The sequence below is a fragment of the Xanthomonas sp. AC360 genome (genome assembly GCF_979258225.1).
In genome coordinates this window covers 1,374,987-1,401,046 of record NZ_OZ409846.1, presented here as the reverse complement: position 1 = coordinate 1,401,046, position 26,060 = coordinate 1,374,987, and the positions used below count along the sequence as shown (strand labels likewise).

Annotated in this window: 19 protein-coding genes and 1 other RNA gene; 10 read left to right on the top strand and 10 right to left on the bottom strand. The window is 64.9% G+C overall.

Annotated features, from left to right (window positions below; translation table 11 throughout):
- Positions 1 to 27: 27 nt before the first annotated feature.
- Complete coding sequence (locus tag ACZZ0O_RS05930; RefSeq protein WP_463590244.1) at positions 28 to 927, top strand: SDR family NAD(P)-dependent oxidoreductase; 900 nt, start codon at positions 28 to 30, stop codon at positions 925 to 927.
- Between the two features lie 468 nt (positions 928 to 1,395).
- Here ACZZ0O_RS05930 and trhA read toward each other — a convergent pair whose 3' ends face one another.
- Positions 1,396 to 2,058, bottom strand: coding sequence for a PAQR family membrane homeostasis protein TrhA (gene trhA, locus ACZZ0O_RS05925; RefSeq protein ID WP_055852741.1), 663 nt, complete (start codon positions 2,056 to 2,058; stop codon positions 1,396 to 1,398).
- A gap of 297 nt (positions 2,059 to 2,355) precedes the next feature.
- Here trhA and ACZZ0O_RS05920 point away from each other — a divergent pair, with 297 nt between their 5' ends.
- The 4 genes from ACZZ0O_RS05920 (at position 2,356) to ACZZ0O_RS05905 (ending at position 9,017) form a co-directional block, all read left to right on the top strand.
- Positions 2,356 to 3,504 (top strand): Fic family protein, encoded by a 1,149-nt coding sequence (locus tag ACZZ0O_RS05920; RefSeq protein WP_463590243.1) that lies wholly within the window; start codon positions 2,356 to 2,358, stop codon positions 3,502 to 3,504.
- A 130-nt stretch (positions 3,505 to 3,634) separates the two neighbouring features.
- On the top strand, positions 3,635 to 6,130 hold the full coding sequence (locus tag ACZZ0O_RS05915; RefSeq protein WP_463590242.1) for a DEAD/DEAH box helicase: 2,496 nt from the start codon (positions 3,635 to 3,637) through the stop codon (positions 6,128 to 6,130).
- Positions 6,127 to 7,647, top strand: a complete 1,521-nt coding sequence (locus ACZZ0O_RS05910; RefSeq protein WP_463590241.1) for a ribonuclease H-like domain-containing protein — start codon at positions 6,127 to 6,129, stop codon at positions 7,645 to 7,647. Before ACZZ0O_RS05915 ends, ACZZ0O_RS05910 begins: the two co-directional genes overlap by 4 nt.
- Positions 7,648 to 8,231: 584 nt before the next feature.
- Complete coding sequence (locus ACZZ0O_RS05905; RefSeq protein ID WP_463590240.1) at positions 8,232 to 9,017, top strand: DUF1868 domain-containing protein; 786 nt, start codon at positions 8,232 to 8,234, stop codon at positions 9,015 to 9,017.
- A gap of 497 nt (positions 9,018 to 9,514) precedes the next feature.
- On the opposite strand, the gene ACZZ0O_RS05900 is transcribed toward ACZZ0O_RS05905, so the two are convergent.
- From ACZZ0O_RS05900 to ACZZ0O_RS05870, 7 genes are all read right to left on the bottom strand, one after another.
- Positions 9,515 to 10,630, bottom strand: coding sequence for a saccharopine dehydrogenase family protein (locus tag ACZZ0O_RS05900; protein ID WP_463590239.1), 1,116 nt, complete (start codon positions 10,628 to 10,630; stop codon positions 9,515 to 9,517).
- Between the two features lie 66 nt (positions 10,631 to 10,696).
- A complete protein-coding gene (locus ACZZ0O_RS05895) occupies positions 10,697 to 11,554 on the bottom strand; it encodes a hypothetical protein (protein ID WP_463590238.1) in 858 nt (285 codons plus the stop codon).
- A gap of 305 nt (positions 11,555 to 11,859) precedes the next feature.
- Positions 11,860 to 12,447, bottom strand: a complete 588-nt coding sequence (locus tag ACZZ0O_RS05890) for a hypothetical protein (protein WP_463592403.1) — start codon at positions 12,445 to 12,447, stop codon at positions 11,860 to 11,862.
- Between the two features lie 896 nt (positions 12,448 to 13,343).
- The gene (locus ACZZ0O_RS05885) at positions 13,344 to 14,945 is read right to left on the bottom strand and encodes a M56 family metallopeptidase (protein ID WP_463590237.1); all 1,602 of its coding nucleotides are present in this window, start codon (positions 14,943 to 14,945) and stop codon (positions 13,344 to 13,346) included.
- Between the two features lie 3 nt (positions 14,946 to 14,948).
- A complete protein-coding gene (locus ACZZ0O_RS05880; protein ID WP_055852713.1) occupies positions 14,949 to 15,335 on the bottom strand; it encodes a BlaI/MecI/CopY family transcriptional regulator in 387 nt (128 codons plus the stop codon).
- 688 nt (positions 15,336 to 16,023) lie between these two features.
- Positions 16,024 to 16,833, bottom strand: coding sequence for a pirin family protein (locus ACZZ0O_RS05875; protein WP_463590236.1), 810 nt, complete (start codon positions 16,831 to 16,833; stop codon positions 16,024 to 16,026).
- Between the two features lie 129 nt (positions 16,834 to 16,962).
- A complete protein-coding gene (locus ACZZ0O_RS05870; protein WP_463590235.1) occupies positions 16,963 to 17,373 on the bottom strand; it encodes a DoxX family protein in 411 nt (136 codons plus the stop codon).
- A 178-nt stretch (positions 17,374 to 17,551) separates the two neighbouring features.
- Here ACZZ0O_RS05870 and ACZZ0O_RS05865 point away from each other — a divergent pair, with 178 nt between their 5' ends.
- Positions 17,552 to 18,424: a LysR family transcriptional regulator gene (locus tag ACZZ0O_RS05865; protein ID WP_463602871.1), complete on the top strand. Its 873-nt coding sequence runs from the start codon at positions 17,552 to 17,554 to the stop codon at positions 18,422 to 18,424.
- Between the two features lie 98 nt (positions 18,425 to 18,522).
- Here ACZZ0O_RS05865 and ACZZ0O_RS05860 read toward each other — a convergent pair whose 3' ends face one another.
- Positions 18,523 to 19,398, bottom strand: a complete 876-nt coding sequence (locus ACZZ0O_RS05860) for a LysR family transcriptional regulator (RefSeq protein ID WP_104617137.1) — start codon at positions 19,396 to 19,398, stop codon at positions 18,523 to 18,525.
- 102 nt (positions 19,399 to 19,500) lie between these two features.
- On the opposite strand from ACZZ0O_RS05860, the gene ACZZ0O_RS05855 reads away from it, so the two are divergent.
- From ACZZ0O_RS05855 to ACZZ0O_RS05845, 3 genes are all read left to right on the top strand, one after another.
- Positions 19,501 to 20,436 (top strand): NADP-dependent oxidoreductase, encoded by a 936-nt coding sequence (locus ACZZ0O_RS05855; protein ID WP_463590233.1) that lies wholly within the window; start codon positions 19,501 to 19,503, stop codon positions 20,434 to 20,436.
- 37 nt (positions 20,437 to 20,473) lie between these two features.
- Complete coding sequence (locus tag ACZZ0O_RS05850) at positions 20,474 to 21,343, top strand: NmrA/HSCARG family protein (RefSeq protein WP_463590232.1); 870 nt, start codon at positions 20,474 to 20,476, stop codon at positions 21,341 to 21,343.
- 220 nt (positions 21,344 to 21,563) lie between these two features.
- Positions 21,564 to 23,102 carry a S41 family peptidase gene (locus tag ACZZ0O_RS05845; RefSeq protein WP_463590231.1) on the top strand — a complete coding sequence of 513 codons (1,539 nt, stop codon included), beginning with the start codon at positions 21,564 to 21,566 and terminating at the stop codon, positions 23,100 to 23,102.
- Between the two features lie 94 nt (positions 23,103 to 23,196).
- Here ACZZ0O_RS05845 and ACZZ0O_RS05840 read toward each other — a convergent pair whose 3' ends face one another.
- On the bottom strand, positions 23,197 to 25,611 hold the full coding sequence (locus ACZZ0O_RS05840) for a penicillin acylase family protein (RefSeq protein WP_463590230.1): 2,415 nt from the start codon (positions 25,609 to 25,611) through the stop codon (positions 23,197 to 23,199).
- 250 nt (positions 25,612 to 25,861) lie between these two features.
- On the opposite strand from ACZZ0O_RS05840, the gene ACZZ0O_RS05835 reads away from it, so the two are divergent.
- Positions 25,862 to 25,938: non-coding RNA, sX9 sRNA (locus tag ACZZ0O_RS05835), on the top strand.
- Positions 25,939 to 26,060 lie beyond the last annotated feature (122 nt).

The following is a 26,060-nucleotide window of genomic DNA, read 5'->3' as shown; positions in this document are numbered from 1 at the left end:
CTGGCTTTCCCATCAAGGAGCAATGACATGAGCAAACGCATTCTGGTCACTGGCGCGTCCAGTGGATTCGGACGACTGACTGCCGAAGCACTGGCAGCCGCCGGCCACACCGTCTACGCCTCCATGCGCGATACCGCCGGCCGCAATGCCGGTGTTGCGCAGGAGATCGCCGACTTGGCACGTACGCGGCAGCTGGCCTTGCATGCCGTCGAACTGGACGTGCAATCGCAGGCGTCGGCCGACGCGGCGGTGGCTTCCATCGTGGCCAACGCAGGCGGGTTGGACGTGGTGGTGCACAATGCCGGGCACATGGTGTTCGGCCCGGCCGAAGCGTTCACTGCCGAGCAGCTGGCGCAGGTCTACGACATCAATGTGCTGGGGACGCAGCGGGTGAACCGCGCGGCGTTGCCACAGTTGCTAGCACAGCAGCAAGGCCTGCTGGTGTGGGTGTCCAGCAGCAGCTCGGCAGGCGGCACGCCGCCGTATCTGGCGCCCTACTTCGCGGCGAAGGCGGCGATGGATGCGCTGGCGGTGCAGTACGCGCGCGAGCTGGCGCGCTGGGGCATCGAGACCTCGATCATCGTGCCCGGTGCCTTCACCAAGGGCACCAATCACTTTGCCCGTGCCGGTGCCCCGGAGGATGCCGCACGCGCAGCTGCGTACGAGGCAGGCCCGTATGCAGGGTTTGGCGAACAGGTGCAGCAGGCGTTTGCGCGGATCGTGCCGGAGGATGCAGACGTGGCCGAGGTGGCTCAGGCCATCGTGCGGGTGGTGGATACGTCATTCGGCAAGCGCCCCTTCCGCATGCATATCGACCCGGCCGGTGATGGCGCCGATGTGGGCTTTGGCGTACTCGATCGCCTGCGTGCAGAGATGCTGCACCGTGTGGGATTGGGCGATCTGTTGGCACCGCGCGTGGTGAGGTGATGGGATGCGGCAGGCGTTGGGAGCGCCTGCCGGCTATGCCGTTGCGCTGACTGCGCAGATGCAACCGCGCGCGGCAGTGTTGCTGGTTGGGGTGACGGCGTGGTGGTGGTGCTCGCACCACGCCGGCATCCTTGCTGCAGCGCTGCGGTGATCTGGCGCTTGCGCGGACTGGCGTTCGGCCATGCAGGCCTGACGTTGGATCGCGCCCGGGTGCGCTCCGATGCGCCAATCCAGACCTGGTGTGTTTCCTCAACGCTTACAAGGACGTCGCTGTTGTTGATCGGTTCGTTGCGCATCCTCTTGCCCGTGGCCCTGGTTGGCCTGATGGCTTCCTGCAGCGAACCCTTGCACTGGTCCCTGCGCACGCTGATTGGAAGCCGACGTCGTAAGGCGATCAACAGATCCATGACATGTCGATGCTATCGAGCAGGCAGGCAGACGCGACTGGTCGACGACAACGACAGCACGCTACACCCCACCCAACGGCCGCAGGCACAGCCAGATCGCATACCAGTGCGACAACGCGCCGCCCAGCACGTGGGCGTGCCAGATGGCGCGGTTGTAGACCAAGGATTTGCGCACGTAGAACGTCACACCCACGGTGTAGAACGCGCCGCCGGCAACGATGAGCCAGAGCACGGCGCTGTCCAGGCCGGCGATCATCTGGTCGACCACCACGATCCCTGCCCAGCCCAGCAGCAAGTAGATCGCCACCCAGAAGCCCTTGGCGATGCCGGGCAGGCAGAGCTTGGCGAACACGCCGAACAAGGCCACGCTCCAGACCGTCAGGATCATCGCCCAGCGCCAGCTGCCATCGAGCGCGACCAGAAAGAACGGTGTGTACGAGCCGGCAATCATCACGAAGATGCCGGCATGGTCGAACTTGCGCAGCATCGGTTGGCGCAGCGGCGGGGCGAAGTTGTACGCCGCCGAGCAGGCGAACATGGTCAGCAGGCCCAGCGCATACACGCAGGTGGCCAGCAACATGGTCTGGTTGGCGTGGGCGCGCCACACCATCCAGATGCCGCCGACGATGGACAGGAACAGGCCGGCGGCATGCACGATCACATCGGCACGGCGGGCAGCAGGGGTTTTGTAGTGCGGAGCAATGGCGCGGGGGGGCACGGGCACGGCGGGTCTTCGAGGGGGAGGGCGCCCAGCAGCGTGTAGCGTCGGCGTGACGCGGTGGGGGCAACAGGATACCCGCTTGCTGAATCCGCTCAGTGAGGCAGGCTGGGCGGTTGCGCGCTGGTTTGACGGACACACACTCTCTGCCCGGACGACCACGACGATGGACTTGATCAGGACGTGGAATCTTCCCGTAGCCCTGTCGCGTTGACTGCTGGGCTATCTAAAGAACCTTTCCACAACGCGCCCGCTTATTAAGGCATCCTTTAATAGCCCGCACTGGTAGTAAAGGATCCTTGCATGACACGTGTCACCGGCACATACGCCGTCATCAAGACGCATGACGAGACCGTACGGGCGTTCGTTCCGGCTCCGCTCCCACCAGCTGCCCCTGTGCTGGATTCGGCTGCGTATCTGGAGCGCAATCGCCTTGCAGAGGTCGCACTGGCACGGCTGACGGGGATGGCGGGCCTGGTGGCGTCGAGCGAGTGGCTGATCTACAGCGCTGTTCGGCAAGAAGCGCTGTTGACTTCGCAACTTGAAGGCACGCAGGCCACCCTGACCGATGTCTTCGACGATGAGGCGGGGCTGGCGGTGACCAATGCAGACGATGTGGAAGAGGTCACCAACTACCTGCAGGCGTTCAAGTTCGTCCGCGAGCAGTTGCATGCGCCAACAGGACTGCCAATCTCGCTGCGCTTGCTGACCGAGGCCCACAGGATTCTATTGGCCGGCGTGCGTGGCGCCCACAAACTGCCGGGCAGCATGCGCACCAGTCAGAATTGGATCGGCGGGACCCGGCCTGGGAATGCCACATTCGTGCCACCGCCGGCCGATCGCCTGGCCGAGGTGTTCGGTGATTTGGAGCGTTTCATCCATGACACGCAGCCCACGCTGCCACCGCTGGTACGGATTGCGTTGGTGCACGCGCAGTTCGAAACCATCCATCCTTTTCTGGACGGCAACGGCCGGATCGGGCGGTTGTTGATCGCGGCCCTATTGGAAGACTGGCAGTTGCTGCCAGAGCCGTTGCTGTATGTGTCCGGCTACCTCAAAGCAAAGCAAAACGACTACTACCGGCACCTGTCAGCCATCCGCACGCATGGCGATTGGGAAGCATGGGTCGCGTTCTTTCTGGAGGCTGTGGAGGCCTCGGCCGAACAGGCCCAGCGCAACATTGTGGCGATCGCCGCCTTGATCGCCGCCGATCGCAAGCGCGTGCTGAGTACCGGCAGCAGTACCTTGCAAGCGCTACGCCTCTACGAGTTGCTGCCCACCATGCCCAAGCTCACCGTCGACCGCGCCCAGCAAGCGCTGGAGGTTTCCTATCCGACCGCGCGCGCAGCCGTCACGACCTTGCAGGACATCGGTGTGCTGGTGGAAACGACCGGTCGCGCGCGCGGGCAGAGCTTCAGCTACCAAGCCTATGTGAACTTGTTGCGGGCTTAGAGCGACAGCGCACTGGCCCTCACGGCACCCGTTGCTGAATCCGCTCAGTGAGGCAGGCTGGGCGGTTGCGCGCTGGTCTCATACCCTGAGACACCTCCCCTGTCTCATGCCCCTCTTTGGGAGCCGCCGTATGCCTCCGTTTGCCCTCGCTCCCCGCACCGAAACCGCCGAACGCGCCCTGGCCACCACCGATGGCCGGCCCAGCCGCGATGGCGCGCTGCTCACCGAGCGCCTGGAACGGCGTTACCACGACCGCATCACCGGCAGCTTCACCCTGCCCGGGCGCGAAGGCCGTTACGCGCCGATTCCCGACGATGTGCCCAGCGCGCTGGCCGATGCCTTGCACGCGCGCGGCATCAGCCAGCTCTACAGCCACCAGGCCGACGCCTGGGCGGCGACGCAGCGCGGCGAGCATGTGGCGATCGTGACGCCCACCGCGTCGGGCAAATCGCTGTGCTACACGCTGCCGGTGGTGAGCGCGGCAATGACCGCCGGCGCCAAGGCGCTGTATCTGTTCCCCACCAAGGCGCTGGCGCAGGACCAGGTGGCCGAGCTGCTGGAGTTGAACCGCGCCGGCGAGCTGGGCGTCAAAGCCTTTACCTTCGACGGCGATACGCCCGGCGATGCGCGGCAGGCGATCCGCCTGCACGGCGACATCGTGGTGAGCAACCCGGACATGCTGCATCAGGCGATCCTGCCGCATCACACCAAGTGGGCGCAGTTCTTCGAGAACCTGCGCTATGTGGTGATCGATGAGATCCACACCTATCGCGGTGTGTTCGGCAGCCATGTCACCAATGTGCTGCGCCGGCTCAAGCGCATCTGCGCGTTCTATGGCGCCAATCCGCAGTTCATTTTGTGCTCGGCCACCATCGGCAACCCGCATGCGCACGCGCAGGCCCTGATCGAAGAACAGGTGCATGCGATCACCGAATCCGGCGCGCCCACCGGCGACAAGCACGTGCTGTTGTGGAACCCGCCGGTGGTCAATGCCGATCTCGGCCTGCGCGCGTCGGCACGCTCGCAGAGCAACCGCATTGCGCGCATTGCGATCAAGAGCGGCTTGAAGACGCTGGTGTTCGCGCAGACGCGCTTGATGGTGGAAGTGCTGACCAAATACCTCAAAGACATCTTCGACCACGACCCACGCAAGCCGGCGCGCATCCGTGCGTATCGCGGTGGGTATCTGCCCACCGAGCGGCGCGAGGTGGAGCGGGCAATGCGCGCGGGCACGATCGACGGCATCGTGTCCACCTCTGCGCTGGAACTGGGCGTGGATATCGGCGCGCTGGACGTGGTGATCCTCAATGGTTACCCCGGCAGCGTGGCGGCGACCTGGCAGCGCTTTGGCCGCGCCGGGCGGCGCCAGCAACCGGCGCTGGGCGTGCTGGTGGCCAGCTCGCAACCGTTGGACCAGTACGTGGTGCGCCACCCGGATTTCTTTGCCGATGCCTCGCCCGAACATGCGCGTATCGCGCCGGATCAACCGCTGATCCTGTTCGATCACATCCGCTGCGCGGCGTTCGAATTGCCGTTCATTGCCAGCGAGCCGTTCGGGCCGATCGACCCGCTGGTGTTTCTGGAAGCCCTGGCCGAGAGCGAAGTGATCCACCAGGAAGGCGACCGCTGGGAATGGATCGCAGACAGCTACCCGGCCAATGCGGTGAGCCTGCGCTCGGTGGCCGACGGCAATTTTGTGGTGGTGGACAAGACCGACGGCAAGCAGCAGATCATCGCCGAGGTAGATTATTCCGCCGCTGCGCTCACCTTGTACGAAGGCGCCATCCACATGGTGCAGAGCACCCCGTATCAAGTGGAACGGCTGGATTGGGAAGGCCGCAAGGCGTACGTGACGCGCACGCATGTGGACTACTACACCGACAGCATCGACTACACCAAGTTAAAGGTGCTGGACCGTTTTGACGGCGGCGTGGCCGGGCGCGGCGACTCGCATCATGGCGAAGTGCATGTGGTGCGGCGCGTGTCCGGCTATAAAAAGATCCGCTACTACACGCATGAAAATATCGGCTACGGCCCGGTGAATCTGCCCGATCAGGAGCTGCATACCACCGCGGTGTGGTGGCAGTTGCCGCAGGCCACCTTGGGCAAGGCGTTCGCGTCCAAGCAGGATGCGCTGGATGGATTTCTGGGTGCGGCGTATGCGCTGCATGTGGTGGCCACGGTGGCGGTGATGGCCGATGCGCGCGACCTGCAAAAGGCGGTGGGCAATGGCGACGGCGCGTGGTTTGCGGTGGCCGACCAGACCGGGCGTGGGCAACTGCGCGGTGTGGAAGAAGGCGAGCAAGGCGCAGTGGAACTGCAGCAGGCGTTCGTGCCCACGGTGTATCTGTACGACAACTTCCCTGGCGGCGTGGGCTTGAGCGAGCCGCTCTGGCTGCGTCAGGCCGAGCTGCTGCAGCGCGCGGACGAGTTGGTGCGCGGTTGCGATTGCACGGCCGGCTGCCCGGCCTGCGTGGGCCCAGTGCTGGCCGCGCATGAAGAGGGCAAAGGCGAGTCACCCAAGTCGTTAGCGCTGACGGTGCTGGCGCTGTTGTTCGATGCCAATGCGCCGTTGCGCCATGCCACCCAGGTGGACGACGACTTGGCGCTGGACGTGCTTGCATGAGGGTGAGTGCAGACCGGCTACGGCTGCTGCGTCGGCAGGCGGGGCACGCGGATGTGCGCGAGCCGGTGGCGATTGCACACGGCGATGCAGCGCGTGGCGCCGATGCCTTGCCTGCTGATGCCTTGCCTGCGGTTGCTACGGCGGGCGATGGTGTCGGTGGAGGCGCGGAACTGCATTCCAGCGCGGTTGAACCGCTAAGCGGTGATACGGCTGTTGCGGGTGATGTGCGCATGGAAGCTGCACCTGTTATGCATGCAGCGGCGCCACCGACGCGTGCCCCGGCAGTGCCGGTGGCTGGCAGCGATGCCGGCGTCAGCGCAGATCGCCTGCGTTTGCTACGCCGTCAGGTCGGTGGGCTGACGCCTGCGGCACGCAAGGACGATGCGGTGATGCCGACACGTGCGCAGCGCCAGCCTGCGCCGGGTCCCGCTGCTTCTGCGTCGCGCGCTTTGCCGCGCGAGACTGTTGCACCAAGCGCGCAGCCCGGCAGCGGAAGTGCTGTCAGTGCACCGCGTCCCCCGCACACCACACCGGCAATGGCACGCCGCGCCTTGCAGCAGCCGGTGGCGGCACCTGCGCGCGATAGCTCGGCGTTTGCCTGGGTGGACCACGATGTGCGCCACAAACCGGCAGGCGCGGCGGCCGATACGGCAGCGCGCGTGCCGGCTGTGCGCGCAGCACCTGCGGTGCCTACATCCAACCCGGCACCGCAGCGACGCACCGATATCGTCGGATTACGCAAGATGATCGGCCTGCGCGAGCGTGTGGTGTCGGCGCACACACCGCTGCGCACGCCGTCCACCGATCGGCACCTGCCCGGCGACAAGATCGCACCGGGATTGCATCTGATCGAAGCGTTCCTGCCGCAGCCGATTCCATGCGAACCGCTCTCGCTGGCCTTCGCCAAACGCGAGGATGCGCTGCAGCCGGAGCACGTGCTGTTCTTCGACACCGAAACCACCGGCCTGGCCGGCGGTACCGGCACGCGCGCCTTCATGATTGGGGTTGCGCAGTGGTGCACCGATGCCGCGCAAGGCAGCGGCTTACGGGTGCGCCAGCTGATGATGTCCACCATGGCCGCCGAGAGCGCCATGCTGGAGTTGTTCTGCACCTGGCTCACGCCACAGACGGTGCTCTCCAGCTACAACGGCCGTTGCTACGACGCGCCGTTGCTGAAGACGCGGTACCGGCTGGCGCGGCGTGGCGACCCGATTTCTGCATTGGATCATGTGGATCTTTTGTTCCCTACCCGCCGCCGGTATCGCGGCACCTGGGAGAACTGCAAGCTGTCCACCATCGAGCGGCAGCTGCTGCGCGTGGTGCGCGAAGACGACCTGCCCGGCTCCGAAGCCCCGGCCGCGTGGCTGAGCTATCTGCGCGGCGGCAGCGCGCGCAACCTGCGTCGCGTAGCCGAGCACAACCACCAGGACGTGGTGACGTTGTCGCTGCTGATGCAGCGGCTGGTGGCGGTGGAGGCACAGGACAGAGAAGTGATTCCGTTGATGGAGTCGGTGTAGCGGTCTGCCGCGAGCGCCAGCGATGCTGGCGGGTCAGATCTGGATATCGGTGATGCGGTGCGCTGGTGATCACTAACCGGCGACAAAAGTGCCCTGCCCCGTCACTTCTCATCGCAGTGCGGCTGCTTTCGCGTTGTTACGGAGCGCAGCGAGCAGCATGCGCAGGTGTGCGACGAATCGTTGTGCGATGGCCGGCGGTCTGTCTCTCCGCAGCGTGTGCGCGATGGGCAAGATGCGGTGTTTCGGTGGTCAAGCCACGCAAAAGTTGCGAGCCGAACGCTTGGCCGTCTTTGCGAAGAAGGCTGCCTTTTCAATGCGAAAGGTGGGGCGCTGTCATATTCGTTTTTTTCGGCGGTCTTACAGTGCAGTCGAGGTTCCGTCCGCAGCGCTGGGTTCCAGCGTTCTGCAGACCTAACCACTGACGCATGTGCAGCCTGCGAATTCGCCGCCGTGCTGCGCTGTGCGCAGTTGTCGGTTCGTCAGCTCGCCGCAGGAGCTGTCATCGACGCACACCAACGCACTGCGATGTGGCCGGGTTTATTGCGCACGTTGTGGGTTGACCCTGAACTTGAAGGATTGGCCGCATGTCTTCATTGTTGGATACACGGATCAGCCGACGTCGCCTGGTGGCAGCCGCCGCTGGTGCCTCGTTGCTGGGCTCCGCCCTGCCCGTACTGAGCGCCGCGCCACCGCCGGATGTGGGGCGCAAGTTCCTGCGCTCCCGTCAGCCGATGGCATTTGCCGGCAATACCTTCGTTGGCCACCTCGAACAACAGGGCGATGGCTACGACAGCTTCGACCGCGTGCTGGACATCTACCGCGAACTGCCCGGGCACCGCTTCGCGAATAAGTTCGCGCTACTGCCGCCCAGCAGTTATCACGTGACCCTGCTGGGCGGGGTCAACGAAATCGACCGCGCACGCGGGCCCTGGCCAAGCGATCTGGCGCGCGATGTTGCATTGAGCGAGATCAATGCCGATGTTCTAGCGCGGCTGGCGCAACGCACTGCGGCGCCGTTGGGTGCGTGCCGCTTTGTAGTGAATCCGGCCGCGGCAAAGACCGGCAACAACGACAATCTGCTCATCCCGCTGCAACCTGCCGATGCGCAGACCGCACAGCGCCTGGAAGCCGCGCGCCAGGCACTGATGACGCTGACCCGCTTGCAGCGCCCGGACTACATCAACTTCCAGTTTCATCTTTCGCTGGCCTACCTGTGCGAGACGCTCGATAGCGCAGAGCAGTCAGCCTATCGCGCTGCAGTGGGTGACTGGCTCAAGCGACTTGCGGCAGCGGGCCCGATCACAATCCCGCGCTTCCACTTTTGTACGTTTGCCGATATGGAGGCGTTTCGGACGGTGCGGGAGGTGTGAGGGCTGAGATTCGGGATTGGAGTGAGGTGTGCGATCTCGTCAGTCTTCCGTGGGTGGTGCCTGAGAGCGGCTGATAAAACGTAGCGGGCAGCCATGCGATGTACTAGAAGAAAGCGCTCAGAACTAGGTATACGGGAGGTAGGTGGTGCACCGAGCACCAGCGGCACTCAACTAATGAGGAGCGCAACGGTTTTTTGTCAGCAGCTCTACGGGGCGCAGTACAACGGCCAATTTCTTGCACGTCCGGTATTACGCGTTTGCACTGATGGTAGTGGATCGGAAGATGCGATCGCACGGCTGTGCCGCGCATTCCCGCGCTCGGCCTGCTTCCACAACAAGTGCGGGTGAAAGCAGACGCGGCGTCCAGAGCGCGTCCGCAATTGCACGTGCCGATGACGCGATCGTGACTTACATGGAGATGCGCAGATCTGCACCGCCGCCGCACAGCGGCGTACTGTCGCTACGACTCACCGTGTGGCGTGCAACGGCACCCGCACTTACGCATGCGCTTCCACCACCTCTGTACGCATCTGCCAGGCAGCAAATTCCTGCTCGAAGTCGGCCAGGGTCAGCAGCCCCATGCAGGCGTGGGCGCCGCTTGGCAACACCTGCCCTTCTGCCAGTTTGCGCACCAGCAGGATCGCCGCGAAGCAGGGGATTTCCGGGCCATGCAACATCGCCGCGGTGAGGTCCCAACGCACGGTGAGCGGCTGTCCATCGCGCTCGCCGGTCAGCTCCACGCGCATGCCGCCCAGGTCGGTGCCGAAGCGGTCGAACCAGCGCCCTGCGCGTGCGAACGCTGGCGCCAGACGCGGTATCGGCACCGGCACGCCGCGCTGGCGTAACCAGGCCAGCGCGGCCAGGCAGCGCTGCAGAAACGGCACCTCCAGCGCGGCGCGGAATTGCACGCTGCGCACGCCGGGATAGCGCTGCGGCAGCAGATCGTGGTCGGGCACATCGCAGGGCGATGCCAGCCGCGGTGCCAGCTGTGCAAACTGCACCTGCTGCGGCGATGCCCAGCCCACCACGGTCTGCCAACGGCCCTCGCTCCACCACGTAAACGGCTTGCCGCAGTACGACAGCGCCGCACGCACGGTGGCCAGCCCCAGCGGCGTGCCCTGCGCGGGCGCGATCACCATGCCAATGGCGTGCAGGGTCGACAAGCGCGGCAGCAGTGCGTCGATCACTGCACTGGACAGTGCGGGCAAGGTGCTGGCACCGCTGATCGCCACGCGGCCAGCGTGCTGTGCCAGGTCGTGCAACGCGGCCGGAAAATCGCGCACGAACGCACGGCCGTCGGCCAGGTCGATGTAGTGCATGCCGGCCTGCAGACAGCTACGCGCCACCGCATAGTCCTGGCCCTGGAATGGCCCGGCGGTGTGCACCACCACATCGGCCGCGGTAGCGGCCAGGCGCGTGGCGAAATCGTCGGCAGTACTATCCAGCCGGCATGCGGAAATACGGCCAGGCGCGGCGTCGGGCCAGGTCGCGGCGATCGCGCCGGGATGGCGCCCGGCAGCAATGACATGCAGGTGTGGCAAGGCGGCCAGCGCCCGCACGATGCGCGCACCGAAGTGCCCATAGCCGCCCAACACCACCACCCGGTACGTCATCGCCCGCTCGCCCTTTCGCCAATGCCCTGCAGTATCGGCGAACCGCGGCCATCGCGATCAACGCGATCAACGCGTCACAGGGCTTGCCAGGCCGTTGCGGATGGCCTCACGCATGGCGTGCCGCGCCTGGCCGTCTGCACGCGCACTTGCCGCGGCCTGTTGCGTGGCCAGATCGGCCTGCTGCGCAGCGAGCGCTTGCTGTTGCGTGGCCAATGCCTCGATCTGCTGCTGCGTGCTGCGTTGCCTGGCCGCGTTGGCCTGCTGCGTCGTGGACGTGGCCGGCCGCGCCGCAGCGTTGTCGCGCGTGAGCGAGGCACGTGCCTGCGCAACGGCAGCGGCCGCATCGCGTGCTGCCACGGCGGCCATCTGCATTCCCAACGCCGCTTGCTGCTCGCCCAGCTGGCCCTGCCGCTCGCCCAGCGCACCCTGGGCTTCGCCGAGCTGGCTGACCGGTGCGTACAGCACGCGGATGCGCTGCAGGGTGGCCGCATCGCGCACCACGTAGCTCTTGCCACCGTTACGAAACCACAGCAGTGCGCCCGTGCTGCCAGCCAGGCGACGCGCGCGGGCCAGATCGTCGGTGGAGCCGTGCATGAGCGCCTCGCCGTCTTGGATCAGCACGTACGCGTCCTGGTCGGGGTGATCTGACAGGGTGAGATGGCCATACGTGGTCACGTCGCTGGCCGGCGTGCGCATGGATGTCGCCGGCGGTGTCGGTGCGTGCGGCGCAGTGGGCATCGCGGTCGCGGCAACTGCAGCGAACGGGGCCGATGCAATGGCAGGTGTTTGCGTACCGGATGCCGGCGCAATTTCTGGCTGACCACCTGATTGCGCGGCCAGACATGGCGTCAGCGCGCTGTTGAGCGCAAGCGCCAAGAGGGTCATGAAGCAAGCGCGCGCCGATGTGGGGGTGATGTGCAGCATGGGAATCTCCTTATGTGGATGAGGTTGGGCAAATCTGTCGTGTGATGCGGTGCTGCGCGTCGCGTCCTATTGCGGTGCTGCCGATTGCAGAGCTGCAGAGGCGAAGCGAATGCAGGATTGGCGTTGCTTGCACATGCCGTTGCTGGTGGCCCAACAAACACTGCTTGCCCTTACCGGTGCCGCCCGTAAACAAGCGTGGCGTTACAGGCGTGATGCACTACCCGCAGCAGCACGCTGTACGTCGTCGAAGACCGCAGCTGTACGGCAAGCCTGCGTCCACGCCTGTTCGCAGTTGCTGCAGCTAGCTAGCCAGTCACCCGCGTTGCCCGGCCGCTGGCAAGTGCTTCGCGCAGAATGCTCAGCGCCTGGCGGGTGGCGAGCCGCGTGGCGCCGGCCTGCTTTCTGGCCAGCACGGCCTGCTGCTGCGTCAACAGCCGCTGCTGCTCCGCCAGCGCCTGTGTGTCGCCGGCAGCGCCCTGCACCGGTTGCGTCGCTGTTGCCATAGACCCAGGTGTGCCGGCAGCGGCGGCGGCGAGTTGCGCGGCAAGCGCTTGCTGACGCGCTTGCACACTGTCCTGGGCCGCGCGCAGTTGCAGGCTGCGTGCATAGCCGGTGCGCAGCCGATGCAGCAGGCCCGGATCGCGCACGACGTATTGCACGCCGTTGGCCCGGAACCACAGCACCCAGCCATTGGCGTTGATATACCGATGTGCGGTCTGCAGATCGTCGGTGGTGCCATGCATAAGATGGCGCTCGCCCTGCAGCAGCACATAGGCATCGCCATCGTCCGGGATGTCCTGCGCGCTGCTGCCGCAAGCGGCTTTGGTCGATCGTGCGCCGGATGCGACGTGCCTTAGGCGTGGCGTCGAAAGCGCAGGCGTTGGTGTGGGCATCACTGCAGGAGAGATCGGCGCAGTGGGAGCAGCGGTAGGGTCGGATGGATTAGCTGGCTGGGCAGGCACGGCCGGTGCTTGCGGTACCACGGAAGTGGCAGAGGCCGATGGCGCCGAAAGGGCGACCGGCGCAGTACCGGATGCGAAGGTCGAAGCAGCGCGAGGCGCAGCGCGATGGGCCGGCTCCGGCGGTACGGGCGGCAACGGCATCGCGGCTGCGTTGGCTGCTACTGCCGGTAATGTTGCTCTGGCTGGTGCTGCTGTTGTTGCTGCCGGTGCTGCCGGTGCTGCCGGTGCTGCCGGTGCTGCCATCAGCATGGGCGCAGCGAGCGCGCCGAGAGCAAGCAGCAAGGCGCGGCGCAGACGCTGCTGTGGGAACGTAATCTGATGCATGTGCGATCTCCTTTGGGATGTGGGTGCCGCCGGCCGGTAGCGGTCAGGCGGATGGGGCAGCAGCGAACACACGGCCACGGCGTTGCCGACGCTGGTTGCGTCGAGACGTGCTGAGTCGATGAGCGGGCGCGTGGCCTGACCCGCGTGAGTGGGGTGCGGCGTCTGGTGCTGTGCGCGATCACTGCAGTGGTCGCGCTGGATGAAACGCTCAATCGGATGGAGCGGTGATGGAACGCCTGCACTGCCGGTGGACAAACCAACCGCTGGTACCGCCGTCAGGCACGGCGGCAAGGTATGCGGTGCTGACATGCCGGCCGCCGCCGGCGCAGAACAATCAGTAATCAGTAATCAGCAATCAACGATCACCAGCACCGTGCATTCCAGGCACGGCGCCGCCCACCTGGCGACTGCAGGCCATGCCTCACGCTTGGGTGGTGCGCTACGCGTTGGATCTACTGCCGCGCACTGCCATGGCAATGCGCGCTGTGCTGCGGTGCAGGTCTCTAGTTGTCTTGGTCCGTGCCGGCCGCGGAGTGTTGGGCACGCGCGGCGTTAAGGCGGTCCTGGCGTGCGGCTTCCTTGTCCGCTTCGGCCTGATGGCGGCTCAACTCGGCTGCCTGGCGCGCGGCGGCAACATAGGCGTATTGCGCGTTGCGTTGTTGCAACGCCACCTCGCGGATCTGCTGCGCCGCTTCACGCACCTGCTGCTGCGCGTCCTGCTTGGCCTGCTCCAGCTCGGGGCCGAGCGACTCCAGTTGCTCGCGTGCTTCTACCAATGCGTCCTGCGCCGCCTGCAGCTCGTCCTGGCGCATCTGTGCATGCATATCGCTCGCTTCGATGGCCTGCTGTGCGGCGGCCCGTGCCTCCACCTCGGCAGCCTTCGCGCTGCGTGTGGCCTCATCGATGGCGTCGCGTACGCTTTGCTGTGCGTCGGCATCCCAGCCGGTGGTGTCCATCTGCCAATTGTCTTGCGCGCCCGGCGCATCCAGCACACCCGCCAGCACGCCGTTTGCCGGTGCTGCAGGTGCGGCCGGTGCCGCAGGCGCTGCCTGCAGCTGCAGTGGAGCAGCGCCATTGGCACTACGCATGCCGTGCGACATCGCCGGCGATGCGCTGGCGGTGACCACGACCGGCTGCAGCGCAGGCGACGGCAGCGGCGCGGGCATGGCGACCAGACGCAGCGGTGCCACGCCCAGGACCGCCACCGCAACCAGCGCACGCGCGCCCCAGCCCGGTGTGGCGTTGGTGTTTTGCAACATGATCAAACGGCGCTTGAGGCTCAGAAAACTCGGCGACGCACTGGATACCCCAGCCACCGGCGCTGCAGAAACCCCAAGGCTGACCAGCAGGCGGCCATAGTCGTGACGGCAGCGCACGTGACCGGCGACCACCGCCGCATCGCAGGCGGCTTCGCGGGCGATGGCGTATTCGCGCGCGGCCAGATGCAGCAGCGGATGGAAGAAGAACAGATGCTGCGCCAATGCCGGCAGCAGCCCCCACAACAAGTCATTCCGCCGCAGATGCACCAGCTCGTGGGTCAGCGCCATGTCCAGCTCATCGTCGCTGATGCTGGCCAGGCGACGCGACGGCAGCAACAGCACCGGCCGCCACAGGCCGATGAGTTGCGGCGAATCGATGTGTGCGCTCAGGCGCAATGGCGGTGCGTGGCGCAAGCCGTGCGCATCGGCGGCCAGTTGCAGGGCCGCCAGCAGTGCGCGATCGGTACACGGCTCGGTGGACTGCACCTGACGGCGGCTGGTCCACCAGGCCATTGCGCTGCGCGCCAGCATCACCAGCACACCGGCCAACCAGGCTGCCATCACCCAGCGGACCCACAGCGACGGCGATGCATTGGGCAGCGCCGTGACCGTGTCCCCAACCGCCTGCGCCACCGGTGCGGCGGCCGGCAACACCGCCAGCTCGACCGGTGCCAGAAACAGGCCCAGCACCGCCTGCAGCCCCACCATCCACCACAGCCAGCATTGCGTGGACGCCGGCAGGCGCGGCATGGCCTTGCACAGCAGCCACACCACCGCCACCAACGCGGCCGATTGCAGGCTGGTCATCGCCAGCCGCTGCACCACCAGTTCGAACAGGCTCTGCATGACTCAGCTCTCCTTGCGCTGCGATTGCAGCTTGGCGACCAATGCTTCGAGTTCGGCCAGCTCGGTATCGCTGACCTCGGCGCGCTGCGACATCCACGCCACGAACGGCGACACCGAGCCCTGCAAGGTGTTTTCCACGAACTGCCCCACCGCCGTGCGCACCACCGCGTCCTGCCCGCTGGTGGCGCTGTAGCGGTACATGCCGTCCACCTGCTTGCGCCGCAGAAAGCCTTTGGCGCGCAGTCGCTCCATCATGGTCAGCACGGTCGAGCGCGCCAGCCCACGCGGCTCGCCGAACGCGGCAGCGACCTCGCCCACACTGGCGTGCCGTTGTTCCTCGATGTGTTGCAGCAGGGCCAGCTCCTGGTCCCCGATGGTCTTAGCGCTCATCTCGTGCCCCATGACTACAGATGTCGCTAACGTAGGCCTGACTACAGCTGTCGTCAATAGGTCGGATGGCAGGGGGTCGTAAGGATGATTACTTCAGAAGCAGAGGCCGCTTATCGCTTTGCTGCTATCGGTAAGGCTGATGTGGAAACGCCGCGATAGACGCCAAGTGCTCCGATTAGTCGATGCTTACCGGGTATCGCAGTCGAAGCACTTGGGCTATCGCAGTGCCTTCAACACCCCATTGCTGTAAGCGCTTGCGAAGCGGTGGTCAGGCCGCAGCGCCGCTCGTGACCCTTGGCACCCCAGTGGCGATGACCTGCCTGTGGTGAGGTGCGACGCGAGCAACCGACCAAGGAACGTTTGATCCAGACGTTGTCGTTGAAGCGCCGACGACAGCCCCGCTTGAGCGGGTACTGGCATCAACGGTTCGATGCGCCTGGCATGTATCAAAAGGCGGGAGTCGATGTCTGCAGAGTCTTTGCAGAAGCAGGCATCAGCGTTGCTGTCCGCAACGTCAGTGTGCAACGGTGTCTGATGGGCACCGGGTTACCCGACGCAGGGAGAAACACCACACAACATCGATTGGAGCCCCGCGTCGGAAACGTACCGATGTCCCTTCAAACAGTGACGCCTTTACTCATTGCCAGCAGTAAAGGCGCATCGTGCCACATGCACTGAAGCATCGCGTTTACTTGAACACCGGCGTCGTGCCGGAAGCAGTCGTGCGGTCGCCTGCTGCCTGCATCTGTTTCCCAAGCGTGCGGATGCGCTCTTCACCGATGGCGAGCGCGTGTGCAGTGGTGTGCACCGAGTAATAGCCAAGGTGCAGTGGGTGCGGATGTGGAATGGCCGAGCCGAGCACGAAGACTGCATCGCTGTTGCCAGACGCCTGCAGCACTATGGGCGCGCCGTTATCGGCAAAGACCACCATGTCGCCGCGTTGCAGCCGTTCACCGGCATCAAGGGTGCCGCTGGCCACGGCCAACCACCCGACCAAATGACCGGCGGGCGGGTGGTAGGTCCAGCGTTCGCCGGGTTTCAATGTGACCAATAGGTAATTGACGCCGTCAGGCGCATCGACCGGACTCTGCGCGCCCTCGTAGCGACCGATCACCACATGCGCGGGGCCGGCCTTGGCCATGTGCTGCGCTTCGATGTAGTGGCTTTGCGGCTCTGCCAGCTCCACTGCTTCAGGCAGTGCCAGCCATAGTTGAAATCCCTGGATGCAGGAGGCGTCGGCCGGCGGAACCATTTCCTTGCCATGCCATACGCCTATTCCGGCACGCATCCATTCCACTCCGCCATAGGCAATGGTGCCGCGACCGGTTGTCTGGTCGTGGTAATGCATGCTGCCTTCGGTAAAGACCGTGACGGTGGCGATGCCCGAATGCGGATGCAGCGGCATGCCCGACATCGTGTGGATGACCGAACCCTGCGCATCGAAGATGTCGAGGAACACAAACGGCTTCAGCACCTGCCCAAGATCGGACGGGCTCATGAGCCGGGTGATTGGGCCGCCAGAATCGTTACCGCGTCTGCGGTGGACGATGGCGCGCGGCGCGGCAGCGGGCGCTTCTGTGGCGGGGAACGAAGGCTGCAATGAGAGTGTGCGCATGGCAGGCCCCGATCAAACCGAACGCGTTGCGCGCAGCACCGCGGCAATGCGGGCGCGATGCAACCAGGCGATTGTCGCAGTCACCACCATCAGGAAGATCGCCGGCACCGGGCTGCCGCCGATGACGAACAGATGCACACCGGTCGCCACCAGCATCATGGCCGCAAGCAGTGCACCGCTGAGCGCAAACGTTGTCGGTAGCAGCAATGCGATTGCCCCGATGATTTCGATCGCACCGGTGACGATGCGGAACCATTGACCGAGGCCGATGTGATCGAACACCTCGACCATCATCGGAACGCCGGCCAGCTTGGCCGCACCCGCAGCGAAGAACGCCACGGCGGCGAACACGCGCAGGGTCCAGGAAAGGCCGCGAATGAATCGCCCGGCGCTGGGCTGCTTGGGAATGGACGAGGTGTGCATGAGGTGTCTCTCTAGAAAGGATGTGGGCGAGGCGGAGTTGGTTGAGGGCCGGGGCGGGCGCGAATGGCGTTCCCGGTCAGAGCGTCTTGCCTGGCGCCCGTGAGCCCACTGTGGCGTTCCGAATGCAGCTAAGCTAGCCGCGCAAAGCGACATGCCGTGTCGCAGAAACAGGGACGCCATGGAATTCGAAGACCTGCGGACGTTCGTCGAGGTGGCAGACGCGGGCGGGGTTTCGCCAGCAGCCAGGCGCCTGGGCGTTGCCAAGTCCATCGTCAGCCGCCGTCTCATTCGGCTCGAGGACGCTTTGGGTATTCAACTGCTCGCGCGCACCACGCGGGGCGCTGCCGTCACCGAGGCAGGCGCGACGTTTCGCGAGCATGCCGCGCGGATGTGTGCCGAAATGGACGTGGCGCGCGAGACCATCTTGCCCGCGGGCGATCTGCGTGGCCGCCTGCGTATCGCTGCGCCGTTGACGTTCGGCCCCACCCACTTGGCGCCGGTGCTTGCCGAGCTGGCCAGCCGGCATCCAGCCTTGCAGGTCCATGCCTGCTACAGCGACCGCTTTATCGACATCGTCGCCGACGGTTTCGACTGTGCGATCCGGCTGGGATATCTCACCGATTCGAATCTGGTCGCGCGCCGCGTGGCGCCGATGCGCGGCAGTCTGATGGCCACTCCCGCGTACCTGCGCAAACATGGCGAACCTGACACGCCACAGGCGCTGCTGGCGCACGAGGCACTGCTGCAAGGCACGGAGAGCTGGCGGTTCATGGACGGCGACAAGCTGGTGACGATCCATCCACGCGGGCGCTTCAAGGCCGACAACGGCACTGCGATTGCGGCCGCTGCGCTTGCCGGGCTCGGGATCGCGGCACTGCCGGATTTTCTCGTGGCCGAGCATCTTGCCTCCGGCGCGCTGGTTCGCGTCATGACCAGGTACCCGTCTCCGGAGGCCGGGCTTTACGTCGTGCGGGCGCCTGCCGCGCATCCTGCGCGCAAGATTCGTGTCCTGACCGATCTGTTGATCGAACGCTTCGGTGGTGGTGTTTGAAGTGCGGCGGCGCCACCTTGGGGTGATGTCCGCTTCTCGCCTGGCCGCGACGTCGGCTGGCCGGCGCGCACTGGCCGGCCCAGCCAGATGCGGCTGCCCTAGCCCTTCAGCACCAGCGATACATCGGGATATCTGTCGCAGATGAAGTCCACGAAGGCACGCACCTTCGGCGCCGCCAACCGTCTGGACGTGTGCAATACCCACAATGCCGGCTCCACGCCGGAGATCGTACCCCACTGCACCAGCTCACCGCGGGCGAGTTGATTCCATGCGATCGACTGCGGAATCAACGCCACGCCGCCGCCTGCAAGCGCCGCATCGCGGACCATCAGGAACGAGGAAAACCTCAGCCGTGGAATGGGCTCCAGGACCAGGCGCCCGTCATCCAGAGCCCACGTGGTCGGTTGGAAGCTCGACGTTACGACAGCGGCAATTGGCGCGACCGCGCTGCTGGTTGGCATGGCGATGCTCGGCGCTGCGACCACAACCAGCCGATCTTTGGCAAAACAGCGACCGACCAGGCTGCTGTCCGGGCTGGGGTTGATGCGGATGGCCACATCGAACTGTTCTTCCACCAGGTCGACCGTGCGGTCCTCTGCCACCACCTCCAGCGTGATCTCCGGGTAAGCCGCACAGAACTCTGCGCCGATGCGCCCCATCGCCAATTGCGAGAACAGCACCGGAGACGCCACACGCAGGCGGCCGCGCGGCGTTGAAAGCCCTTCGCGCGCGGCCGCCATGGCCTCGGCCACCTCACTCAGCGGGACCTCGGTGCGCTCCATCAGCAACTGTCCGGCCTCTGTGAGCCGGAGGCCACGGGCGCTGCGCTCGACCAAGCGCACCCCCAGTTGCTCCTCGAGCTCGGCGATGCGACGGGACAGGGTCGCCTTCGACCGACCACTCGCACGGCTGGCCTTTCCCAGGCCCTGGTTCGCTGCGACCAGTGCGAAATCGATCAATGCATTCAGATCCATGGTGTTCCAGATTTGAAACCAGGCGTCTACATATTGGCGTCTTCGTATTACCTACGCAACGCCATACAGTTTGCTCATCGCAACGCTGGACGAGTCACTGTCATGAGCACCACCCAACGCGCAATCGTCATCCGGGCCTACGGCGGCGCCGATGCCGCCGCAGTAGCCACCATTGCAATGCCCCACGCCGGAGCCGGCCAGGTGCTGGTGCGCATCCGCGCCGCCGGCATCAACGGCATCGACTGGAAAGTCCGCGCAGGGTTGGTGCGGGATGTCTTTACGCTGCCCTTGCCGGCCGTGCTGGGCGCCGAACTGGCCGGTGTGGTGGAGGCCGTCGGGCCCGGTGCCACGCGCTTTCAGGTCGGTGATCGGGTCATGGGCGCCATGGGCGCGCTCGGCGCGTTTGCCGAGTTCATTGCGGTAGACCAGACCAAACTCGCACGCACTCCCGATGGCCTGGACGACGTGCATGCCGCTGCCATGCCGGTTGCTGCGGTGGCCGCCTGGAAGAGCCTGCACCACGCAGGCCCGCTCGTGGCAGGCCAGCGGATCCTGATCCATGGCGCAGCAGGCGGGCTGGGCGGCTATGCGGTGCAGTACGCCAAACGCGCTGGGGCGCAGGTGTTCGCAAGCGCATCGACCGAGCATGTCGACTACGTGCGCAGCCTCGGCGCGGACCAGGTCATCGACTATCGATCGCAACGCTTTGAAGACCTCGTTGGCGACATCGACCTGGTGCTGGACTACGTCGGCGGCGATGTCCTGGACCGCTCGTGGCAAGTGCTCGCGCCGCAGGGCGCGATCGTCGGCACCACCTCGCCGGACATCCTGGCCCGCACACCGCGTGGCCGCCGTGGCCTGTGGTTCATGAACACCCCGGACGTCGCGCTGCTGGAAACCCTGGCCGCACAAGTGGCCAGCGGCGCGCTGACATCCAAGGTCGGCGAGATCGTCGGTTTCGCCGAGATCCCCTCAGCAATCGAACGCAATCGCACCGCTTCGCGAGCCGGCAAGGTCGTGGCGGACATGTCGCACTAACTCATCCATCCACATCCATCCACAGCAGGAGCGTCACATGAGCATTCTCGTTAGCGGTGCCACTGGCACCATCGGTTCCCTCGTCGTCCAGGGGCTGGCCGATGCCGGCGCGCAGGTCCACGCACTGGTGCGCCAGATCGGCAAGCGCGCCTTTCCAGCCGGCGTCACCGAGGTTGTGGCAGACCTCACCGACGTTGCATCGATGCGCGCAGCACTGTCGTCGGCACGCACCTTGTTCCTGTTGAATGCGGTGACCCCGGACGAGGTGACGCAGGCGCTGATCGCATTGAATCTTGCCCAGGAAGCAGGCATCGAACGCATCGTTTACTTGTCGGTGATCCATGCGGACAAATTCACCAACGTGCCGCACTTCACTGGCAAGCACACGGTCGAGCGCATGATTGAAAGCCTGAATATTCCTGCGACGATTCTGCGTCCGGCGTACTTCATGCAGAACGAGAGCATGATCCAGAAGACCATCGAAGGCTACGGTGTCTATCCGATGCCGATCGGCGCGACCGGTGTTGCCATGATCGATGCGCGCGACATTGCAGACATCGCCGTTGTCGAGTTGCTGCGACGCGACCGCGCACCTGCAGCACTTGAGCGCGTCACGCTGGAGCTGGTCGGCCCGCATGCCGTGACCGGCGCTTCCGTCGCGAAGACCTGGAGTTCAGCACTCGGTCGCGAGATCGCCTACGCCGGCGACGACGTGGCGGCGTTCGAAGCACAGATGGCTGCGTATGGCCCCTCCTGGCTGGCATACGACATGCGCCTGATGATGGCCGGCATCCAGAAATTCGGCATGCAGGCAGCAGACGGCACGGTGGAAAAATTGCAGGCGATCCTGGGGCGCCCGTTGCGCACCTATGAAGACTTCGTGCGCGAGGCCACTGCGCGCGCTTAAACCCAAGTTGCCAGCAAGCGCGGATATTCCGCGCTTGCTGCGTACAAGCCTCTGTTGGAAGCGTGTGTCGCGTCAAAGACCAACGCGGTGGACGACCGAACAGAGAAACGGACGTCCGCGGACACTTCTGCAGATCGAAAAACCTCAGGGTGTGCGGCCGAAGCGCTTGGCATGCCGATTGCTTAAGCCTGTGTACCTTTTCCAGTTCAGGTACCAAAACATGACCGTCACCATCGGTGGGCCATCGCGTACTCCCCAACGGCAACGTCGCGTTCAACGCGCAGTGCTAGCCAGCCTCTTATCGACAGCGTTGCTGGCCGCTGCGTCTTGTCTGGCCGCCGATCAAGCGTCGCTCACACCGCAAAAGCCCCTGCAAGGCTGGGCAGCGATGGCTGACAAAGACGTAGACTTTTCATTGCAGTGGTTCAAGAACCAATCAATCCTGGCGGTGTATCCAGATCCTGCAGCATTCGAGGCCACGATGGCCAAGGCGCGTCAACAGGCCGATGCCGATATCCAACACGTCACCAACTTCGAAGGCTATCGTCAAACACTCGCGCATTTCTTTTCGACCTTCAACGACGCCCATGCCTATGTGTGGATGCAGCTGCAGGCAAAGACGTATCAATGGCCGGGCTTTCTTGCCAAGTACCAGGGTGGCCGCTTCCTGGTCGCCGGCTCGGACGGAAGCGTGGCAAATGGCTTGGAAATCACCGCCTGCGACGGACAGCCGATGCGCCAATGGTCCGAGCGCATTGCGCTCTACGAGCACATGATCCCGGAAAACATCATCCCCGGCTTGGAATCAACGCATGCGCGCACTGCGCCGATCATGTTTCGGTATCGGAAAAGCCCATTCCTCAAACGTCCGGAACACTGCACCATCGATGGGCGCAGCGTCGTCCTCGATTGGAAATCCCTGCCGCAAAGCGACCTGACGAAACTGATGTCGGTGATCAAGCCCGACCTCGGCACGGACGTCGCTGTCACGCCATTCGGTGCGAACGGGGCATGGGTCCGGCTTGGCAATTTTTCGCCAGCGAACAGACAGCAATCGGATCAATTCCAGGCGCTGTACCGCACCGCTCCATCGCTACGCGACAAGTCGGTAATTGTCCTGGACGTCCGCGGCAACGAGGGCGGACCTTATGAGTGGTTCATGGGTGTGCTGCGAGCGCTCTATGGCAACGACTACACCAACTATTACGCAAGAGAGCGGCTGAAGATTTCGGCCGTCTATCGGCTCACCAAACAGTCGGTCGACACCTCGACGTTTTCCCCCGCCAGCCCTGGCGCAGACGCGCCAGCAGCTGCACCGCCGGACGGCATTACCTACGATGAAGACAACAAGCTCTCCCTGGCGGCAATGGCGCGTGGGGACCAGCTGCTGCATGCGCCTGCCAATGCAGAACGAATCGCCAAGCCAAAGCGACGGCCGATCAACCCCGTGCACGCGCGCGTGCTGGTGCTCACCGACTACGACTGTGGCAGCGCCTGCATCGGATTTGTCGACGAGCTGAAGCAGTTTCCAGGCGTGCTGCAGGTGGGCACCGAAACCTTTGTCGATGCGCGAACCGGCTCGCCGATGACGGCCATGCTCCCAAGCGGCAATGGCGGTATCGCCGTGCCTTACATGACGCGCGACGGACGGCCACGTAACGACAACGTGCCACAGAAGCCGGATATCGCGTTCACCGGCAACATCGACGACACCGCCGCGGTGCAGGCATGGCTTGAGCAAATCCTGAGCACCCCCTGATACAGGCTGTGGTCGTTGAGTTTTGTGCGCTGAGTGCTCTGTTTACAGACGCCGCGCCGGTATAGAGAACGCCGCGCTTGCCTGCCTGGGCGTGCTACCGGGCTCTGCTTGCCGGCGCGCGCGCCGGCACCAGATCGAACACTTGCTCGGTCGCCGCGTCGACCGCCGCACGCGTGTACAGCAACGGGAAATACTTGCCCTGCAGCCATAGTGGGGCCAGATCGCGGTAATGCGGGCTGGCCGGGTCGCCGGATTGGCCGGGGTAGTTCACCGCACGCGAATTGTCCCAGTCGCCAAGGTCGATGATCAGACGTGCGGACGGGCCGATGGTCTGGCGGGAATCCTTGGGGTCGTAGCTGGATTGATTGGGCGTGTAAGGGCTGCCGCCCTTAGGGAATGGGCCGACATCCAACCGCGCGCGTTCGCTGCCGAGCGCTGCGCTCATCGCATGGGTAACGCTGTTGGTGTGCAGCTTGCCCCACTGCCATTGCGCCGGATCCGGCCCTTGCTGGTCGACCAATGACTGGTATGCGCTGCGCAGCGACTCCAGCAGCAACTGGTCGCGGCGTGCGGCGGGGGTTGGACCGAATGCGGTCCCCGGATGCTCCAGCGCGTCCATCAGCACCGCGGCGTCGGGCATGCCGAAGGTGGCTGCCTCCGCCGGGCGCAGTACCAGCGCTTTGTAAGCCGCGCCGAGATAACTGCTGAACCACACTTCTTCCAGCGCGGCAGCGGCAGAAGTTGCGCTGACCTCGCCGTTCCACGGTCGCAGCAGTGCCAATGCCGCGTTGGTCGCCGGGTCCTGCGCGTGCAGCGGTTGGAGCAAGGCCACCAGCCGCTGTGCCAGCAACGACACCTGGTCGTTCTGCAACTGCTGCGAATCCTGCAGGGTCACCTTGGGCAACTGCGCGAGGACTTGGGTGATGCGTGCATGCCGCGCGTCGTTAGCCCATTCGAAGCCGATCTTGCGCGCCAGGGATGGATCGCCGGCCGGCAGATTCATCTCGTTGGAGGTGGTGATGAAGCCGGAAGCAGGGTTCTTCGATGAGGGCAAGATATTGCTGTTCCAGAAGCCGCTCCACTCGTAGTGGCCATCGCCGGGAACCGGCAGCAACCCATCCGAATGTTCGCGGCGCGGGGTCATGCCGGCCGTCGCCCAACCGATGGTGCCGTGCACATCGGCATAGACCTGATTCACCGATGGCGCGCCCCAGTGTGCGAGCGCGTCCTTGAACTGCTCGAACGATGCGCTGCGCAGATAACGCAGCGACCCCAGATACGGCGCCGCACCGGGTTGGCTCCAGACCGAGCGAATGGCGTAGGCGATGTGCTTGTCCGCATCGACATAGATCACCGGCCCATGCCGGGTGAATTGCAGCTCCACCGGCACCGATGCAGCGTCGCGCACTGCAATGGACTCGCGCTGCGTGCGCATCGGTTCCCAATGACCCTGGTACCAATACGACGTGTGATCGGCCGGGTTCAGACGGTAGACGTAGAGATCTTCCTGATCGATGTTGAAGATGGTCAGGCCGAAGGCGCTGGTGCGGTTGTGGCCGATCGCGATGCCCGGCGCGGTGGGCTCGCCGGCGCCGATGATGTCCAGCCCCGGGCTGTTGAGATGCACGAAGTAACGCAGGCTGGGCACGGTGTACGCGCGGTGCGGGTCGTCCGCCAGCACCGCATGACCGGTGGCCGATTTGTGCGGGGCAATCACCCAATTGTTGCTGCCTTCTGCAGCGGCTTCTTCTTCCGGGCGTAGCGCTGCGGTGTCTGCGATAGCGCTGCGCGGGTGAGTATCGGCACTCAGCCTGGGGCTTTGCGTGGCCAGTTCGTAGACCTTCAACACCGCGTCCGGAAGGCAGGGATCCAGTCCTTCGGGCACCTTCGTGGTCCAGGCCGGCTGCAGTTTCAGCCGGATCGCGTCGACGCTTAGCGCAGCCTTGCAAGCGACCTTGGCGCGGGCGACCTCGCTTTTGACGTTGCGGCTCAAACCGGTGGTGCGGATGCGCAGCACGTCTTCTGGCGACCATGTCTGCGGTCGATAAGCGAAGGCGCGGAATTCGTACGGCAGCGCCTGTGGATGCGCATCCAGCCACGCGATGTAGGCATTGATGCCGGCAACGAATCGGCTGACGTCGCGCTGTGCATCGGGGCCGTAGCTGGCCCATTCGGCGTGCATGTCGCCGCGATACAGAAACAGCCGCGAAGCACGGTCCTGTTCGACATAGGCCGGCCCAAACGCATCGGCAAGCTGGCCCAGTCCTTTGCGACGCAACAGGTCGAGCTGAAACAGGCGGTCGCGCGCGACGTTGAATCCCTGCACGAAGAACGCGTCGCTATCGGTACGGGCGTAGATATGCGCCACGCCCCAACGATCGACGCGAATCTGCGCCGGCTGTTCCAACCCGGCCACGCTCATGGACGATGGCGATTGCGCGGCATTGCCATGCAGGCTCAAACTGCTCAGCAGCAGGCACAGCACCCACCGATGTGTTGTGTGGAGCATGGGTGACGCCTTATGAACGCAGAAAGGAAGATGCCGCACGCCTGCACGATGACACAGGTAGCAAGGACAGCGTGCCGCATTGGCGGCGTGTGCTCACACCGATTGCAGAATGCCCGGCGCAGCAAGCGAATCATGCTGGTCGCTTCGCGCCTGCGATCCATCGTGGGTGCAGTCAATGCATCGCTCCAAGAGCAGCTAACAAAGTAACTGTGCGCACCGCCAGGCAGGCGCGGCCGGTGCTCGGTGCGGCATGGACCACGCGTACACGCCGGTTATGAGCGCGCCGTCCGCATCCACCTGACGACTGCTCGCTACGTTTTATTTGCCAATCTAAATGCACACGCACCCACAACTGTCGCGTTGGCTTGATCGCATGCTGCACGTCTGCATTCGACGATGCCATGCGCCGCATGCGCCGACATCACGTGGCATCGCGCGTTGCACATGCA